Origin of the sequence: Sphingomonas sp. CFBP 13714 (assembly GCF_014842205.1) — a bacterium.
Lineage (GTDB): Bacteria > Pseudomonadota > Alphaproteobacteria > Sphingomonadales > Sphingomonadaceae > Sphingomonas > Sphingomonas aerolata.
In genome coordinates this window covers 44,108-61,318 of sequence record NZ_JACYVG010000002.1, presented here as the reverse complement: position 1 = coordinate 61,318, position 17,211 = coordinate 44,108, and the positions used below count along the sequence as shown (strand labels likewise).

General features: G+C 68.4%; 13 protein-coding genes. 9 read left to right on the top strand and 4 right to left on the bottom strand.

Translation table 11 applies throughout. From position 1 onward, the window contains the following. Window positions 1-17: 17 nt before the first annotated feature. From IFT54_RS04580 to IFT54_RS04555, 6 genes are all read left to right on the top strand, one after another. The gene (locus IFT54_RS04580; RefSeq protein WP_081874216.1) at window positions 18-581 is read left to right on the top strand and encodes a 2Fe-2S iron-sulfur cluster-binding protein; all 564 of its coding nucleotides are present in this window, start codon (window positions 18-20) and stop codon (window positions 579-581) included. Continuing rightward, window positions 578-1,558, top strand: coding sequence for an FAD binding domain-containing protein (locus IFT54_RS04575; protein WP_192069780.1), 981 nt, complete (start codon window positions 578-580; stop codon window positions 1,556-1,558). The genes IFT54_RS04580 and IFT54_RS04575 overlap by 4 nt, the downstream gene beginning before the upstream one ends. A 2-nt stretch (window positions 1,559-1,560) precedes the next feature. Then, window positions 1,561-3,792 carry a xanthine dehydrogenase family protein molybdopterin-binding subunit gene (locus tag IFT54_RS04570; protein ID WP_056679786.1) on the top strand — a complete coding sequence of 744 codons (2,232 nt, stop codon included), beginning with the start codon at window positions 1,561-1,563 and terminating at the stop codon, window positions 3,790-3,792. A gap of 360 nt (window positions 3,793-4,152) precedes the next feature. Further along, window positions 4,153-6,357 carry a xanthine dehydrogenase family protein molybdopterin-binding subunit gene (locus IFT54_RS04565; RefSeq protein ID WP_192069779.1) on the top strand — a complete coding sequence of 735 codons (2,205 nt, stop codon included), beginning with the start codon at window positions 4,153-4,155 and terminating at the stop codon, window positions 6,355-6,357. Window positions 6,358-6,403: 46 nt separating this feature from the next. Then, complete coding sequence (locus IFT54_RS04560) at window positions 6,404-7,327, top strand: XdhC family protein (RefSeq protein ID WP_192069778.1); 924 nt, start codon at window positions 6,404-6,406, stop codon at window positions 7,325-7,327. Then, window positions 7,314-7,931 (top strand): nucleotidyltransferase family protein, encoded by a 618-nt coding sequence (locus IFT54_RS04555; protein WP_192069777.1) that lies wholly within the window; start codon window positions 7,314-7,316, stop codon window positions 7,929-7,931. Before IFT54_RS04560 ends, IFT54_RS04555 begins: the two co-directional genes overlap by 14 nt. Here the strand turns inward: IFT54_RS04555 and IFT54_RS04550 are convergent. From IFT54_RS04550 to IFT54_RS04535, 4 genes are all read right to left on the bottom strand, one after another. Then, the gene (locus tag IFT54_RS04550; RefSeq protein WP_192069776.1) at window positions 7,906-9,114 is read right to left on the bottom strand and encodes an ABC transporter permease; all 1,209 of its coding nucleotides are present in this window, start codon (window positions 9,112-9,114) and stop codon (window positions 7,906-7,908) included. The two genes, IFT54_RS04555 and IFT54_RS04550, sit on opposite strands and share 26 nt — an antisense overlap. A gap of 196 nt (window positions 9,115-9,310) precedes the next feature. After that, window positions 9,311-9,967, bottom strand: coding sequence for an ABC transporter ATP-binding protein (locus IFT54_RS04545; protein WP_081874217.1), 657 nt, complete (start codon window positions 9,965-9,967; stop codon window positions 9,311-9,313). Between the two features lie 55 nt (window positions 9,968-10,022). Further along, the gene (locus tag IFT54_RS04540; protein WP_192069775.1) at window positions 10,023-11,411 is read right to left on the bottom strand and encodes an efflux RND transporter periplasmic adaptor subunit; all 1,389 of its coding nucleotides are present in this window, start codon (window positions 11,409-11,411) and stop codon (window positions 10,023-10,025) included. Beyond that, on the bottom strand, window positions 11,411-12,844 hold the full coding sequence (locus IFT54_RS04535) for an efflux transporter outer membrane subunit (RefSeq protein WP_235188322.1): 1,434 nt from the start codon (window positions 12,842-12,844) through the stop codon (window positions 11,411-11,413). The genes IFT54_RS04540 and IFT54_RS04535 overlap by 1 nt, the downstream gene beginning before the upstream one ends. A 243-nt stretch (window positions 12,845-13,087) precedes the next feature. Between IFT54_RS04535 and otsB the strand changes: the two genes are divergently transcribed. The 3 genes from otsB to IFT54_RS04520 are packed head-to-tail and all read left to right on the top strand — an operon-like array spanning window position 13,088 to window position 17,054. After that, window positions 13,088-13,846, top strand: coding sequence for a trehalose-phosphatase (gene otsB, locus IFT54_RS04530; protein ID WP_192069774.1), 759 nt, complete (start codon window positions 13,088-13,090; stop codon window positions 13,844-13,846). Beyond that, on the top strand, window positions 13,843-15,669 hold the full coding sequence (locus IFT54_RS04525) for a glycoside hydrolase family 15 protein (RefSeq protein ID WP_244648607.1): 1,827 nt from the start codon (window positions 13,843-13,845) through the stop codon (window positions 15,667-15,669). Before otsB ends, IFT54_RS04525 begins: the two co-directional genes overlap by 4 nt. Next, window positions 15,666-17,054, top strand: coding sequence for an alpha,alpha-trehalose-phosphate synthase (UDP-forming) (locus IFT54_RS04520; RefSeq protein ID WP_192069773.1), 1,389 nt, complete (start codon window positions 15,666-15,668; stop codon window positions 17,052-17,054). Before IFT54_RS04525 ends, IFT54_RS04520 begins: the two co-directional genes overlap by 4 nt. The last annotated feature ends 157 nt before the right edge of the window (window positions 17,055-17,211 follow it).

The window sequence follows — 17,211 nt, the reverse complement described above, 5'->3', positions numbered from 1 at the left end:
CCAGAAGGGGCGACCCCATGCATTTCACGATCAATGGTCAATCATATGACGCCGAGCCCGATATCCGCACCTCGGTGCTCGACCTGTGCCGCGAGCATCTCGGCCTCACCGGCTCGAAAAAGGGCTGCGACCACGGCCAGTGCGGGGCGTGCACCGTCCTGATCAACGGCCGCCGCGTCAATTCCTGCCTGACGCTCGCGGTCATGCACCAGGACGACGAGATCACGACGATCGAGGGGCTCGGCCAGCCGGGCAACCTTCACGCGCTGCAGGATGCGTTCGTGCGGCATGACGGTTACCAGTGCGGCTATTGCACGCCTGGCCAGATCTGCTCGGCGGTCGGCATGCTCGACGAGGTCAAGAAGGGCTGGGCCAGCCATGCATCGGGCGACCTGACCGATCCGAAGTTCGACGATGCCGAGATTTCGGAGCGGATGAGCGGCAACCTCTGCCGTTGCGCCGCCTATCCGAACATCGTCGATGCGATCCGCGAAGTCGGTGACACCGCGCCCAAGGGCCGGTCCGCGGACGAGAAGGACGCCGCGATGGACGCCGATGCGCGCGGGGAGATGGTGGCATGAAGACCTTCACCTATGAGAAACCCGCGACCCCCGAGGCCGCGGTCCGGGATGCCGGGACGGCCGGCGCGCGGTTCATCGCGGGCGGGACCAACCTGCTCGACCTGATGAAGCTGCAGGTCGAGACGCCCGACACGCTCGTCGACATCAGCCGCCTCGATCTGGCGAAGATCGAGGAGCGCGAGGATGGCGGGCTGACGATCGGTGCGCTGGTGCCGAACAGCGACCTTGCCGCCGACCGCCGCGTCGTCGCGAAGTATGAGGTGCTGAGCCGCGCCCTGCTCGCGGGTGCATCGGGCCAGCTGCGCAACAAGGCGTCGACCGGGGGCAACATGCTCCAGCGGACGCGCTGCTATTATTTCTACGACACCGCCGCCGCGTGCAACAAGCGCGAGCCCGGCAGCGGCTGTTCAGCGATCGGCGGCTTCAACCGCATCCTCGCGGTGCTCGGCACGAGCGAGCAGTGCATCGCGACGCATCCGAGCGACATGGCGGTCGCGATGCGCGCGCTCGACGCGACGATCGTGACCTTGAAGGCGGACGGCGATCGCCGGCGCATCTCGGTTCACGAATTCTACCGCCTGCCGGGATCGACGCCCGAGATCGAGACCGTGCTCGAGACGGGTGAGCTGATCACGCATATCGAGCTGCCCGCGCCGCCCAAGGGCAAGCAGGCCTATCGCAAGGTCCGTGACCGTGCGTCCTACGCCTTTGCGCTCGTCTCGGTCGCGGCCGTGATCGACGTGCAGGACGGCGTGATCGCGTCGGCCTCGCTCGCGTTTGGCGGGCTCGGGCCGATGCCGTGGCGCAATCCGGCGGTCGAGGCCGCGCTGGTCGGCAAGGCGCCGTCGGACGAGGCCTTCGAGGCCGCGGCCACTGCGCTGCTCGCCGATGCCAAGGGCTATGGCTCGAACGACTTCAAGATCCCCCTCGCGCGTCGCACGCTTATCGCGACGCTGCGCACCGTAACGGGAGCATAAATATGTTCGGTTTTGGAACCACCAACAGCCTGACGATGGACAAGCCGCATCCGGACAGTCTTCTGGACAGCGGCGTGCAGGGCGTCATTGGCAAGCCGCTCGACCGCATCGACGGTCCGCTGAAGGTCAGCGGCACCGCGACCTATGCGGCGGAATATCAGTTCGACGACATGGCCTACGGCGTGCTCGTCGGTACGAAGATCTCCGCGGGCAAGGTCGTGTCGATCGACGTCGACGCGGTGAAGAGCATCCCCGGCGTGCTCGACGTCGTCACCGACTTCGACCAGTTCATCCGCGTGTCCGCCCAGGGCGGCGCGACCGATGCACCGACGCAGGGCGTCAAGGACATCGCGTTCTTCGGCCAGATCGTCGCGATCGTGCTCGCCGAGAGCTTCGAGGTCGCGCGCGATGCGGCGGCCCGCCTGCCGATCGTGTATGACGAGGCGGAGGGCCAGTATGACTTCGCGGCGCACCGCGACGAGACGCGGACGCCCCCCGACGATGCCGCGCCTGCGCATTTCAAGCAGGGCGATGTCGACACGGCGATGGCCAATGCGGCGGTGACGGTCGATTCGACCTATGTCACGCCGAGCCAGAATTCGGCGGCGATGGAGCCGCATGCCTCGACCGCGGTGTGGGAAGAGGACGGCTCGCTGACGCTGTACGGTGCCTATCAGATGCCGACGTCGGACGCGCAGCAGCTCGCCAAGTCGCTCGGCCTGTCCGAGAAGAAGGTCCGGATCGTCGCGCGCTATATCGGCGGCGGGTTCGGGTCAAAGCTCGGCATCGCGCCCGAGAGCGTCGCGGCGGCGATCGCCGCCAAGCAGCTCGGCCGTCCGGTCAAGGCGGTCATGTCGCGCCCGCAGGTGTTCGAGGCGACCGTGCGTCGCTCTAACACCGAGCAGCGCGTCCGGCTCGCGGCGAACGCCGAGGGCAAGCTGACCGCGATCGGGCACGAGACGCTGGCTTCGAACCAGTCGACCGAGGATTATTTCGAGCCCGCGGGCATCGGCACGCACCTGCTCTATGGCGGCGAGAACCGGCTGATCACGCATGAGCTGGTCGACGTGAACCTCGTCCTGTCGGGATCGATGCGCGCGCCGGGCGAAGCGGTCGGGATGCTCGCGCTCGAGGGTGCGATGGACGAGCTGGCCGAAAAGCTCGACATGGATCCGATCGAGCTGCGCAAGCGCAACGATCCGCGGATCGATCCGGAGAAGGACGTCCCCTATTCGTCGCGCAACCTGACGCGCGCGCTCGACGAGGGTGCGGTTCGGTTCGGCTGGGACAAGCGCCAGAAGGCCGGCACGCGCCGCGAGGGCGAGTGGCTGATCGGCATGGGCGTCGCCTCGGCTGTGCGCGGCAACATGATGATGGAATCGTCCGCCAAGGTCGAGATCCATCCCGACGGCACCGCGACCGTATCGTCGGCGATGACCGATATCGGCACGGGCAGCTACACGATCCTCGCGCAGATCGCGTCGGAGATCCTGGGCATCCCCGTCGAGAACATCACCATGTCGCTGGGCGATACCAATGATCCCCCCGCCGCGGGTTCGGGCGGGTCCTGGGGTGCGGCCTCGTCGGGGACCGCGGTCTATCTCGCCTGCGAGATGCTGCGCGGCAAGATCGCCAAGGCGATGGGCGTCGACGAGGACGGCCTGACGCTGAAGGACGGCAAGGCGATCGGCGACAACCGTTCGACGCCGATCGGCGAGCTGGTCGGCAAGGGCCTCGAGGCGACCGGGCACATCAAGCCGGGCAAGCAGGAAAAGGAGACGTCGCAGGCAGGCTTCGGTGCGCATTTCGCCGAGGTCGCGGTCAACGTCATCACCGGCGAGACGCGCGTGCGGCGCATGCTCGGGTCGTTCGCGGCAGGGCGCGTGCTCAACGCGAAGACCGCGCGGTCGCAGTGCCTTGGCGGCATGACCTTCGGCATCGGCACCGCGCTGACCGAGGATCTGATCCACGACACGCGCACCGGCAAGCTGGTGAACCACGATCTCGGCGAATATCACGTGCCGGCCAATGCGGACGTGCCGCAGATGGACGTCCACTTCGTCGACGAGCGCGACATCCATGCAAACCCGATCCATGCGAAGGGGATCGGCGAGCTGGGGATTTCGGGCGCGGGCGCGGCGGTTGCGAACGCTGTGTATAATGCGACGGGGATCCGGGTGCGCGAGTTCCCGATTACGTTGGACAAGCTGCTGGATCAGTTGCCGGCGGTTTGACCTGTTCCCCCGCGGAGGCGGGGGTCCAGGAGCCACAAACGGCACCCTTAGTAAAGCTGGATCCCCGCCTTCGCGGGGAAACAGGTGGGGTGGGTGCTACCCTCCTTGCTACCACCCCGGCGAAGGCCGGGGCCCAGTTGGGGGACTTTCCTGACAGCGGATCGCCCTTCTTCACGACGACCTTCCCAACTGGGCCCCGGCCTTCGCCGGGGTGATGGTGAGGGGACGGCACCAGCCGTCGCTTGGGTCGAGCTGGCGCTGCGCCATCCTTCATCGGGGTTGCGTTGAGACCACACCCCCACCCTCGTCAAACACCCCCTCCCCTCCTATCTCAGACCCTCCACACCCGAGGACGAGCCTATGACCGACCATGTAATGGACGCCGCGTTTCGCCCGGCCGGGCTCGACCGGGCGACGCAGGGGGTTCTCGGGCGCGGGATCGATCGGGTCGAGGGGCCGGCCAAGGTCACCGGCGTTGCCGATTATGCCTATGAGGGCACGCCCGAGCGCGTCGCCTATGCCGCGATCGTCGGTACGCCGGTCGGCAGCGGCCGCATCCTCAGCATCGACGCGCGTGCGGCCGAGGCGATGCCCGGGGTGATTGCGGTGCTCCACGGCGATCCGCGCATGCCTGCGGGCGAATCCAATTCCAGCGCGCTGCCGCTGTTCGATACCGACACCATTCTTCATCTCGGCCAGCCCGTCGCGGTCGTCGTCGCCGAGGACCAGGCGATCGCGCGCGATGCCGCAGCCCTGGTCCGCGTCGAGACCAAGGCGGGCGAGGACCGGTTCGACGTCGAGGCGCAGCCGGTCGATACCGATCCCGCGATCGGCTTCGTGCCGCCGGTCGACATGGGCGACCTTGATGCGGCGATGCGCGAAGCGGCCGTGACGCTCGATGCGACCTATACGACGCCGGTGCATTTCCCCGCCGCGCTCGAACCGCACGCGACCACCGCCTGGTGGGACGGCGACCGGCTGACGGTGCGGTCGAGCAACCAGGTGATCGGCGCCGCGTGCAAGACGATCGCCAAGGTGCTGAAGATCGATGCCGACAAGGTCCGCGTGCTCGCACCCTATGTCGGCGGCGGCTTTGGCGGCAAGACCGGGGTCGGCCCCGAGGCGATCCTCGCCGCGATCGCCGCGGAGGCGGTCGGCCGCCCGGTCAAGATCGCGCTGCCGCGGCGCCAGACCGCCTATGTCGTCCACCACCGCTCGCACACGACGCAGCGCATCCGTATCGCTGCGGACGAACGCGGCGTGATCCAGGGCATGGGGCATGAGAGCGTCGCCGCGCAGAATGACGACGCGCCGTTCCTCGAACCCGTGCCGTTCGGGACGATCCCGCTCTATCGCGGCGAATCGCGGCGGTTCAGGACCGACCTCGTCCGCGTCGACCTGCCCGCGAGCGGCGCGGTCCGCGCGCCGGGCGAGGCGGTCGGCACGTTCGGCGTCGAATGCGCGATGGACGAGCTCGCGGTGCAGCTCGGGATCGACCCGATCGAGCTGCGCCGCCGCAACGAGCCCGACTGCGATCCGGGCAGCGGCAAGCCCTTCTCCACGCGGCGCATGCTGGACTGCTACACGCAAGGGGCAGAGCGGTTCGGCTGGCCCGCCGCCGTCCCCGCGCCCGCATCGGTGCGCGAAGGCGAATGGCTGATCGGGATCGGCATGGCGGCCAGCCTGCGCGGCAATTTCACCGTCCAGGCGCAGGCGCGCGTGCGCCTCGAGGCGGACGGTCGCGCCGCGGTCGAATGCGACATGACCGATATCGGCACCGGCACCTACACGATCCTGGCGCAGGCCGCGGGCGAGATGCTCGGGCTGCCGGTTGCGGATGTGGACGTCCGGCTGGGCGATACCGACTTCCCGCCGACTGCCGGGTCGGGCGGGTCGTTCGGTGCAGGGAGCGCGGTGTCCGCGGTGGTGCTGGCGTGCGAGGACATCCTTGCCGAGCTCGCGCTCCGGATGAACGCGGCGCCCGAGGAGCTGAGCCTCAAGGACGGGTGCGTCAGCGCGGGCGGGCGGCAGGTGAAGCTTGCCGACCTGCTGCGCGGTGCGCCGATCGTCGCGATGGGCAAGACCGGGCCGGGCAAGGAGAGCAAGCGGACCAGCCAGGCGAGCCACGGCGCACATTTCGTCGAGGTCGCGGTCAACGCGGTCAGCGGCGAGGTGCGGGTGCGGCGGATGCTCGGCGTGTTCGACGTCGGCCGCGTGCTCAACCGCAAGACCGCGACCAGCCAGATCATCGGCGGCATGGCCTGGGGCATCGCCTATGCGCTGACCGAGGAGGGGGTCGTCGACACGCGCACCGGCGCGTTCGTGAACCCCGATTTCGGCGAATATCACGTCGCGGTGAACGCCGACATTCCGCAGCTCGAAGCCTATTTCATCGAGGAGATCGACGATTCGGCGAATCCCGCGGGCGCCAAGGGGGTCGGCGAGCTCGGCATTTCGGGTGCGGGCGCGGCGGTCGCCAACGCGATCTACAATGCGACGGGGGTGCGGGTGCGTGATTTCCCGGTGACGCTCGACAAACTGCTCGAGGGCTTGCCCGCGGTGTAACGTCTGTTCCCACGCCGATGCGGAGGAACGAGAAGAGAGAGAAGACATGGCCGAAAACGATAGCGTGATTGCCGCGGCGAAGACCTGGAAGGGCCAGAGGATGGCGATCGCCACGGTCGTCTCGACCTGGGGCTCCGCGCCGCGTCCCAAGGGGAGCCACATGCTCGTCCATGAGGACGGCCGGTTCGAAGGCTCCGTCTCGGGCGGCTGCGTCGAGAGCGACATCCTCGCGACCGCCGCCGACGTGATCGCGGGCGCGCCGTTCCAGCTGCGGAACTACGGCGTCGCGGATGCCGCCGCGTGGGAAGTCGGTCTGCCCTGCGGCGGCGAGATCGCGGTGATGGTCCAGCCGGTCTCCGCCGAAGGCTTCGATCCCGAATTGTTCGACCGGATCGCCGATGCGCGCGACCAGGGCGATGCGCTGACCGTCACCACCGACCTCGCCACCGGGCACAGCGATGCGCGGCCGGCGGAGACGGGCGAGGTGTTCGTCAACCGCTATGATCCGCCGCGCCGCCTGCTGATCGTCGGCGCGGTGCAGATCGCGCAGGCGCTGGCGGGTCTCGCACGCGAACTGGGGATCGCGACGGTCGTGATCGACCCGCGCGCGCGCTTCCTGACCGACGAGCGCTTTCCCGGCGTCACGCTCGACGATCGCTGGCCCGACGAGGCGATCGCCGCGCTGCGCCCGGGTCCGTCGACCGCGGTGGTGACGCTGAGCCACGACATCAAGATCGACGACCCCGCGCTGATCGCCGCGCTGGCGACCGACGCCGCCTATGTCGGTGCGCTCGGCAGCCGCAAGAGCCATGCGGCGCGGCGCGAACGGCTGGCCGCAGCGGGGGTCAGCCCTGAGAATATCGACCGGATCGACGCACCCGTCGGCATCGACATCGGCGCGATCGGGCCGTCCGAGATTGCGCTGTCGGTCGCCGCCGCCATGATCGGAGCCTTCCATGATCGCCGCTGAAGACGTCGTCCTCATCCTGCTCGCCGCGGGCCGATCGCAGCGGTTCGGCATCCCGAACAAGCTCGAGGTGCCGTTCCTCAACAAGCCGGTCGGGTTGCACGTCGTCACCGCGTTCGAGGCGATCCCGTTCCGCGACCGGCTGGTCGTCACCGATGGCTGCACGCTCGACTTCGCGAGCCATGGCTATGCAGTGGTGCATAACGACGATCCCGCGGCGGGGATGGCACAGTCGGTCAAGCTGGGCGTGCAGCGCGCCAAGGACGACGGTGCGCAGGCGGTGCTGATCGCGCTGGCCGACATGCCGCGCGTGACCGCGGCGCATGTCTACCGGATGCTCGATGCCGCCGACAGCGCGGATGCGGTGGTCGCGTCGAGCGACGGGGTGAGGCCGTCGCCCCCTGCCCTGTTCGCCCGCGACCGGTTCGATTTCCTGCTCTCGCTCGACGGCGATGCGGGTGCGCGCGACCTGGTGCGCGCGGGGCGGCACGTGGTGACCGCGCCGGCCGAACTGATTGACATCGACACGCCCGAGGATCTGGAGCGGCTACAGGCGCTGGTCCATGACCCGCGCGCCGCGATCACTCGTGCCTTAACGCGTCGATAGGGTTCATCGCGGCGGCGCGGCGTGCGGGGAAATAGCCGAAGACGACGCCGATCACCGCCGAGATCCCGAACGCGAACAGGTTGATCTCGGGCACGAACAGCCACTGGACCTTGATCAGCGGCGCGATGATCGCGATCGCCAGCTGCGCGATCACCAGCCCGATCAGCCCGCCCAGACACGACAGCACGATCGCCTCGACGAGGAACTGCAACAGCACCTCGCGCGCGACCGCGCCGATCGCGAGCCGGATGCCGATCTCGCGCGTGCGTTCGGTCACCGACACCAGCATGATGTTCATGATGCCGATCCCGCCGACGACCAGGCTGATCCCCGCGACCGCCGCGACGATGCCCGTCAGCAGCGTCGTCGTGCCGGTCAGCGTGTCGGAAATCTGCTTGGTGTCGAAGATGTTGAAATCATCCTCCTTGCCCGCGGTGATCGTCCGGCGTTCGCGCAGCAGGTCGGTGATCGACGCCTGCACGGTCGCGGTCGAGAATTTCTGGTCGATGCCCACCAACATCAGGCGGATGTCGCGATTGCCCGTGAAGCGGCGCTGCACCGCCTTGATCGGCATGATGACGACGTCGTCCTGATCACCGCCGAACCCCGCCTGCCCGCGCGTCGACAGCACGCCGATCACGTCGCAGCTGATCGCGCCGATCCGCATGCGGAGGCCGACCGCGTCTCCCCCGCGGAACAGGTTGGTGCGTACGGTATTGCCGATGATGCACACCGCCTTGCCCGAGGCTTCCTCGACCGGCGTGAAGATCCGCCCGGTCGCCAGCGGCCAGGGCTGGACCTGGAAATAGGCGCTGGTGGTGCCGTTGATCGTCGTCGACCAGTTCGCGCCTTCATAGATCGCGGTGGCGGTCGCCTGCGCCTGGGGGGCGACCGCGGTGACGCCGGCGATCTGGTTGGCGACCGCGGTGACGTCCTCGGGCTTGAAATCAGGCGGCCGCGGTCCGCCGCCGCCGCGGCCAAAGCCCTGACCCGGCCGGATCTGCAGGATGTTGGTGCCGAGCGCGGAGATCGACTGCTGTACCGCGGCGGTCGTCGCCTTGCCGAGCGTGACCATCGTCACGACCGCCCCGACGCCGATGACGATGCCGAGAATAGTCAGGAACGACCGCAGGATGTGGCGGCGGATCGAGCGCAGCGCGAGCGAGAGGGTTGTGCCGAACATTACCGGGTCATCCCGCCAGCGTGGTCCCGTCGAACCTGGCCAAAAGACCGACAGAAGAGACCCGTCATCCCCGCGCAGGCGGGGATCCAGATGCTCGAGGGCTGGCGGGCTTGTCGCGACGGTTGCCGGTCTGGATTCCCGCCTGCGCGGGAATGACGGTGTCGGGTGGGGGCGTAAGTGTATGATGTCTGGGCCATCATGACTCGACCCTTTCGCCTTGCTCGTGGCGGCTTTCGATGCGTTCCACCAGGCCGTCCTTGAAGTGGACGACGGTGCGCGCGAAGGCGGCCATGTCGGGTTCGTGGGTGACCATCAGCACGGTGATGTTCTGTTCCGCGTTGAGCCGCGTCAGCAGCTGCATGATCTCGACCGAGCGTTCGCTGTCGAGGTTGCCGGTCGGTTCGTCGGCGAGCAGCACATCGGGGTTCGTCACCAGCGCGCGCGCGATCGCGACGCGCTGTTGCTGGCCACCCGACAGCTCGGCGGGGGTGTGGTCCCACCAGTCCGCCAGCCCGACCGTGTCGAGGCTCGCCATCGCCGCCGCACGCCGCGCGCGCTTCTCGTCGCCGCGATAGAGCAGCGGCAGCTCGACATTCTCGAGCGCGGAGGTGCGCGACAGGAGGTTGAACCCCTGGAACACGAAGCCGAGATATTTACGGCGGAGCAGCGCGCGCTGGTCGCGGTCGAGCGTCTCGACATGATGACCGCGGAACAGGAACGTCCCCGCGCTCGGCACGTCGAGACAGCCGAGGATGTTCATCGTCGTCGACTTGCCCGACCCCGACGGCCCCATCACCGCGACGAAATCGCCGCCGGCAATGTCAAGGTCGACACCTTTCAGCGCCTGGAACATCGTCGCGCCCGCGCCGTACGTCTTGGTGACGCCGCGCAACGAGATCAGGGGCGGATTACTGGCCACCGCCCCCGCCCTTGCTCGCGCCGCCGCCGCGACGGCCACCGCCGCCACCGCGCTTGGTCTCGTCCGACCCGCTGGCGAGCTGGCCGGTGATGACCTGCGCGCCGGGCTGGAGATTGCCCGACAGGACCTCGGTCATCGTCCCGTTGGTGTCGCCGGTGGTAATCTGCACCGGCTGCGGCGTGCCGTCGGCGCCCTTGACGTAGATCGTCTGCTGCGCGCCGCGGCCGAGCGTCGCGGTGCGCTCCGCCCCGCCGCCGCGCCGCGGCCGGAAGGTCAGTGACCCGGCGATCCCGCCGCCCGCATCGCCCGACGCGGCGGTCGGCTTGAACCGCAATGCGGCGTTAGGGACGAGCAGCACGCGCTGCTTGTCCGACGTCACGATGTCCGCGGTCGCGGTCATCCCCGGGCGCAGCGTCAGCGACGGATTGGCCACGGTCAGGTCGGCGGCGTAGGACACGACCTGGCCGGTGGTGGTCGTCGTGCTGGTGCTTGAACTCGACGACGTCGCTGAGCTGACTGTCAGGTTCGAGCCGAGATCGACACGCGTGATCGTCGCGGGAAAGGTCTTGCCGGGAAAGGCGTCGACGGTGAAGTTGGCGCGCTGGCCGATCTTGACCTCGCCGACGTCCGCCTCGTCGATCGCGACCTCGAGCTTCATTTTGGTCAGGTCCTCGGCGATCACGAACAGCGTCGGCGTGTTGAACGACGACGCGACGGTCTGGCCGGGATCGATCTGCCGCGCGAGCACGACGCCGGTCACCGGCGAGCGGATGATCGCGCGCGCGCGCTGCGTCTGGCTCTGCGCGAGTGCGGCGCGACTGGCGACGACATTGGCCTCGGCGACCTTTTGCGCGGCGAGCGCACGCTGATAATCGGCACGCCCGGCCTGAAGCTCGGTCTTGGACGGCACGCGCCCGCCCGACAGCCGCGCGACTTCCTCGAGCCGGTTGAGCTGTGCGCGCGATTCGGCGACGGTCGCCTGCGCCTGGTTCACCTGCGCCTGGTTGGCGGCGAGCTGCGCATTGCCCTGGCGGATCTGGTCGTCGAGCTGTTCGGGATCGATCAGCGCGAGCGGCTGGCCCGCGACGACACGGTCGTTGACGTCGGCGACCACCTTGGTGACCAGCCCCGACAGCTGCGACCCGACCGTCACCTGGTTGGTCGGCGCGAGCTTGCCCGTCGCGGACACCGTCACCGTCAGGTTGCCGCGCTCGGCCGCCTGGGTCGAATATTGCGTCTGCTCCTTCGCGCCGAAGCACTTGGCGAGCAGCAGGCAGAGCAGCACGACGCCGACCGCGATCGCGACCCATTTGATGTAGCGTTTCCAGGGGGCTTGCGGCCTCACGCCCAGAAAGTCGTCGATCGATGCGTCGGCCATCAGCGTGCCTCTGGATTGGAGATGGGCGCTTGCGGGATCACGGTCGCGTCCCAGCCGCCGCCAAGCGCGGCATAGAGCGCGACCAGCGCGGTCGCGGCGTCGGCGCGCGCCTGGGTCGCGCCGTTGCGCGCGGACAGCAGCGCGACCTCCTGCTGGTTGAGCGTGGTGAAGTCGGTCAGCCCGGTGCGATACTGGCTGCGGCTGAGGATCGCGGAGTTGTTCGCGGCATCGAGCGCGATGGCGAACTGCCGCTCGCGTTCCTGCGCGGTCTGGAGTGCGACGACCGCATTCTCGACATCCTCGAGCGCGGTCAGCACGGTCGACTTGTAGAAGGCGAGTGCGCCGTCGGCGGCGGCCTCGCTGGTCCGCACCTGGCTGCGCAGCCGGCCGCCGTTGAAGATCGCCTGGGTCAGCCCCGCGAACAGCCCGCCGGTGATCGCATCGCCGATATTGCCGATCGAGGTGGCGTTGGTGTTGATGTTGCCGGTGATCGCGAGCGCGGGATAGAGCTGGGCCTTGGCCACCCCGATCCGCGCGGTGGCGGCGGCCAGCGCGCGCTCCGCCGAGCGGATGTCGGGACGCTGGCGCAAAGTGTCGCCGGGAATGCCGACGCCGACCGCCTTCGGCCCGACCGGGATCGGCTTGACCGGCGCGAGCAGCGGCCGGAGTGCGCCCGGCGCCTGCCCGGTCAGCACGCCGATCCGCGCGACCGCGGCGGCATATTGCTGGTCGAGGCTGGGGATCGTCGCGGCGGTCTGGGCCCGCTGCGCGCGCGCCTGTTCCTGGTCGAGGCTGGAGACGAGCCCCGCCTGGACGCGGAACCCGGCGATCTCGAGATTGTCGTCCTGGATCGTCAGCGACGCGCGCGCATTGGCGAGCTGTTGCTGATACAGCCGGGCGAGCACGTAATTGCGCGCGACCTCGCTCTCGATCGAGATGAGGACGGTCGCATAGTCGTAGCCCGAGGCTGCGTACTCCGCGCGGCTCGCCTCGATCGTGCGGCGGATCTCGCCGAAGACGCCGACCTGGTAGCTGGCGCTCGCGCCCAGCGTGAAGCTGTTGGTGCCGCCGCCGCCGGTATCGACGACGGTGCCGTCGGGCAAGGTGAACGACCGGCCGCCGCCGCGCAGATTCTCGTTGCGCTGATAGCCGCCCGAGCCGCTGAGCGTGGGGAGCAGCGAGGCGCGGTTCTGGACCAAGCTCTCGCGCGCCTGGCGGAGGCGGGCGACGCTCTGTGCGATGTCGAGATTGGTCGCCGCAGCCTGCTCGACGAGCTGGCCGAGCACGGGGTCGTCGAACCGCTGCCACCAGCGCGTCAGGTCCTCGGGACTGGTCGCGGGGGTGACGGAATAGGCGTCGGGCACCCCCAGCTCGGCCGCCGCTTTCGGACGATAATCCGGCCCGACCGAGCAGCCGGCGAGCAGGACGGGCATAAGGAGGAAAGCTCGGACGCGGGACATGGGCGGCAGGCATGACGCAATGCCCCTTCCCTCGTCCAGTGGTTTCGTGTCGCAACCTGTCGCAACCGGGGCGAGCTGTGGGTGGGGGTTGGGGTTGGTGAAGGCCCCGAAGCATCGCCCCGAACCCCAACCCCTGCTATGACGGCAATCGAACCGCACCCGTTCCAATTTTGCACTGCAGCGGAACGGAGCGTCACAGCCGGGGGTTAGACGACCATGCTTGCCGAACGCCAGCCTGCGACTGAAGTCCTCGCACCCCCGCCGCACGTCCGCGACGACGCCAGCCTGTTCTTCGATTTTGACGGCACCCTGGTAGATCTGGCCCCGACCCCCGATGCGGTGGTCGTCGACCAAGGTCTGCTCGACCAGCTCGACCGGCTCGCCCTGCGCTTTCCGGCGCGCGTCGCGATCATCAGCGGGCGGTCGATCGCGCAGCTCGACGCGATGCTCGGGCAACATGCCCGCCGGTTCGCGGTCGCGGGCAGTCACGGCGCGGAACGCCGCACGCCCGAGGATGGCCATGTCGCCGCCGAACGCCCCGCCTCGCTCGAAACCGCCGCGGAGGCGCTGCGCGTCTATGCCGAGGCGAACGCGCTGGTCTATGAGGCGAAATCGCTCGGGGCCGGGCTGCATTACCGGATGGCGCCGGCGTTCGAGGCGGATGCGGTAAGCCTCGCCGAAGAGCTCGCCCGCACGCACGGCCTGACGCTCCAGCGCGGCAAGATGATGGTCGAGCTGCGCACCCCCGGCGACAAGGGCGCGGCGCTGCGCGACCTGATCGCCGCGCCGGCGCTGGTCGGCAGCCGCCCGTTCTTCTTCGGCGACGACGTCACCGACGAGGATGGTTTCGTCGCCGCACATGCGCTGGGCGGTGCGGGGATCCTGATCGGCCCCGAACGCCCTACCGCCGCCACCTACCGCCTCGACGATGTCGCGGCCCTTCGCGGCTGGATTGCCGCCATATTGGAATCATGATGACCGCTACCCAGTCCGCCAGCAGCCTGACCCCGTCCGGCCCGACCCCCGACATGAACCTGTGGCCGATCGGCAATTGCCAAGTGTCCGCGCTGATCGACAGGACCGGCACGTTCGTCTGGGGCTGCGTGCCGCGAGTCGACGGCGACCCCGCCTTTTGCGCGCTGCTCGGTGGTGACGCCCCCGAGACGGGGCTCTGGGCGATCGAGCTCGAGGGCAGCGCGAAGACGACGCAGGCCTATATCCGCAACACCCCGATCCTGGTCACCCGGCACGAGGACGAGGCGGGCAACGCGGTCGAGGTCACCGATTTCTGTCCGCGCTTCGTGCGCGAGGGGCGGACCTATCGCCCGACCAGCTTCGTGCGGATCGTCAAGCCCGTCGCGGGCAGCCCGCGGATCCGCATCCGCCTGCGCGTCGCGACCAACTGGGGCCAGCCGACCACGCATACGCAGGGGTCGAACCATATCCGCTTCCTGATGGACGACCAGACGCTGCGGCTGACCACCGATGCGCCGGTCGGGCATATCGTCGGCGAGCGCTGGTTCCGGCTCGAAAGGCCGATGCACCTGTTCCTGGGGCCCGACGAGAGTTTTGCCGGCGTGCTGCACGAGGCGGCCGAGGCGATGCTGACGCGGACCAAGGACGAATGGCGCCACTGGGTGCGTGGCCTGGCGACCCCGGTCGAATGGCAGGACGTCGTCATCCGCGCGGCGATCACGCTGAAGCTGTGCCAGCACGAGGAGACCGGCGCGATCGTCGCCGCGCTCACCACCTCGATCCCCGAGCATGCGGGGTCGGAGCGCAACTGGGATTACCGCTATTGCTGGATCCGAGACGCCTATTACACGGTGCAGGCGCTCAACCGGCTTGGTGCGCTCGACGTGCTCGAGGGGTATCTCGAATATCTGCGCAACATCGTCGATGCGTCCAAGGGCGGGCATGTCCAGCCGCTCTACGGCGTCGGCGGCGAGGCGACGCTGGTCGAGCGCGTCGCGCCCGCGCTGCCGGGTTACCGCGGCATGGGTCCGGTCCGCGTCGGCAACCAGGCATACGAGCAGATCCAGCACGACGCCTACGGCCAGATCATCCTGTCCGACGTCCAGGCTTTCTTCGACCAGCGACTGTTCCGCATGTCGAGCCACGAGGATTTCAAGAGCCTCGAACTCGTCGGCGACCGCGCCTGGGAAACCTATGACAAGCCCGATGCGGGGCTGTGGGAGTTGCGCACCAAGGCGCATGTCCACACCTATTCCGCGGCGATGTGCTGGGCGGCGTGCGACCGGCTCGCCAATGCGGCGGGCGTGCTCGGGCTCGAGGATCGCCGGACGTTCTGGAATGCGCGCGCGGACACGATCCGCAAGACGATCGAGACATCGGCGTGGCGCGAGGAGACTCAGCGTATCTCCGCGACGTTCGGCGGCGACGATCTCGACGCGAGCCTGATCCAGCTGCTCGACCTGCGTTTCTTCGCGCCCGACGATCCGCGTTTCCAGTCGACGCTGAAGGCGGTCGAAGAGGGTCTGCGCCGCGGCAGCCACATGCTGCGCTATGCGACCGAGGATGATTTCGGCCTGCCGCACACCGCGTTTAACGTCTGCACCTTCTGGCTGATCGAGGCGCTGCACGCGACCGGCCGCACCGCGGATGCGTGCGCGCTGTTCGCCGAGATGGTCGCGCGGCGTACGCCCGCGGGGCTGCTGTCCGAGGATATCGACCCCAACACCGGCGAGCTGTGGGGCAATTATCCGCAAACCTATTCACTGGTGGGGCTGATCAACTGCGCCGTCCTCCTCAGCAAACCCTGGAGCGCCGTACGATGAGTCGCCTGGTCGTCATTTCGAATCGCGTGCAATCGGTCGACGCGCCGTCGGGCAACCAGGGTGGCCTCGCGGTCGCGCTGCTCGCGGCGTTGCGCGAAAAGGGCGGGGTCTGGTTCGGCTGGTCGGGTGCGACCACCGAGACCTTTACCGGGCATATCAACTTCCAGCAGGGCAAGGGCGTCACCACCGCGACGATCGACCTCGAAGAACAGGATTTCGACGAATATTATAACGGCTATGCGAACCGGACCTTGTGGCCGCTGTTCCATTACCGGATCGACCTGACCGAGTTCGAACGCGATTTCTCCAGCGGCTATGCGCGCGTGAACAAGCGCTTTGCCGAGACGGTGCTGCCGCTGATCGAGCCCGACGATCTCGTCTGGGTGCATGATTATCATCACGTGCCGCTGGGGCGCGAACTGCGCAAGCTGGGGGTCGACAACAAGATCGGCTTCTTCCTCCATATCCCCTGGCCGCCGATGGCGATGCTGCTGTCGCTGCCGAGCCACCGCGCGCTGGTCGAATCGATGTTCGCCTACGACGTGGTCGGGTTCCAGACGCAGGACTGGCTCGACAGCTTTCTGCATTACGTCACCAGCCAGCTCGACGGCGTGGTCGGCGAGGATGGCTGGGTGACGGTCGGCGACCGGACGATCAAGGCGATCACGACGCCGATCGGGATCGAGACCGCCGATTTCGAGAAGTCCGCGAGCAGCGACACCGCGCGCCACGCGAAGGAGCGCATGTACATGTCGGCGACCGGGCGCAGCCTGATCGTCGGGGTCGACCGGCTCGATTATTCGAAGGGCCTGGCCGAGCGCTTCTCGGGCTATGAGCGGTTCCTGGCGTCGCACCCCGATCACCGCGGGCTGGTCTACATGCTCCAGATCGCGCCGCCCTCCCGCGAGAAGGTCGACACCTATCAGGAGATCCGCGCGAACCTCGATTCGATGTCGGGGCGGATCAACGGCGAATTCTCGGACATCGACTGGACGCCGATCCGCTACGTCAACCAGGGCTTCCCACGCGACGTGCTGGCGGGGATCTACCGCGCGGCGCGGGTCGGGCTGGTGACGCCGCTTCGCGACGGGATGAATCTGGTCGCGAAGGAATATGTCGCGGCGCAGGATCCCGAGGATCCCGGCGTGCTGATCCTGTCGCAGTTCGCTGGCGCGGCGGCGCAGCTGTCGGATGCGGTGCTGGTCAACCCGTACAGCCCGGAGGAGATGTCCGACGCGATCGCCCGCGCGCTGAAGATGCCGCTGGCGGAGCGCAAGGCGCGCTGGGAGAAGCTGATCGACAACGTCCGCAAGGAGGACGTGATGTGGTGGTGCGAACTGTTCATCACGGCGCTCGAGGATGCGCCGGAGCATGTCGAGGCGTAACGAACGTCGTCATCCCCGCGCAGGCGGGGATCCGGACTGGCTACCCCTGCGAGTCCCCTTCACGGCCAGCCAATATGGATCCCCGCCTCCGCGGGGATGATGGCTTGAGCGGGGATGACGGCTTGAGTTGGGATGGCGCCGAGCGGTGACGGGCTCT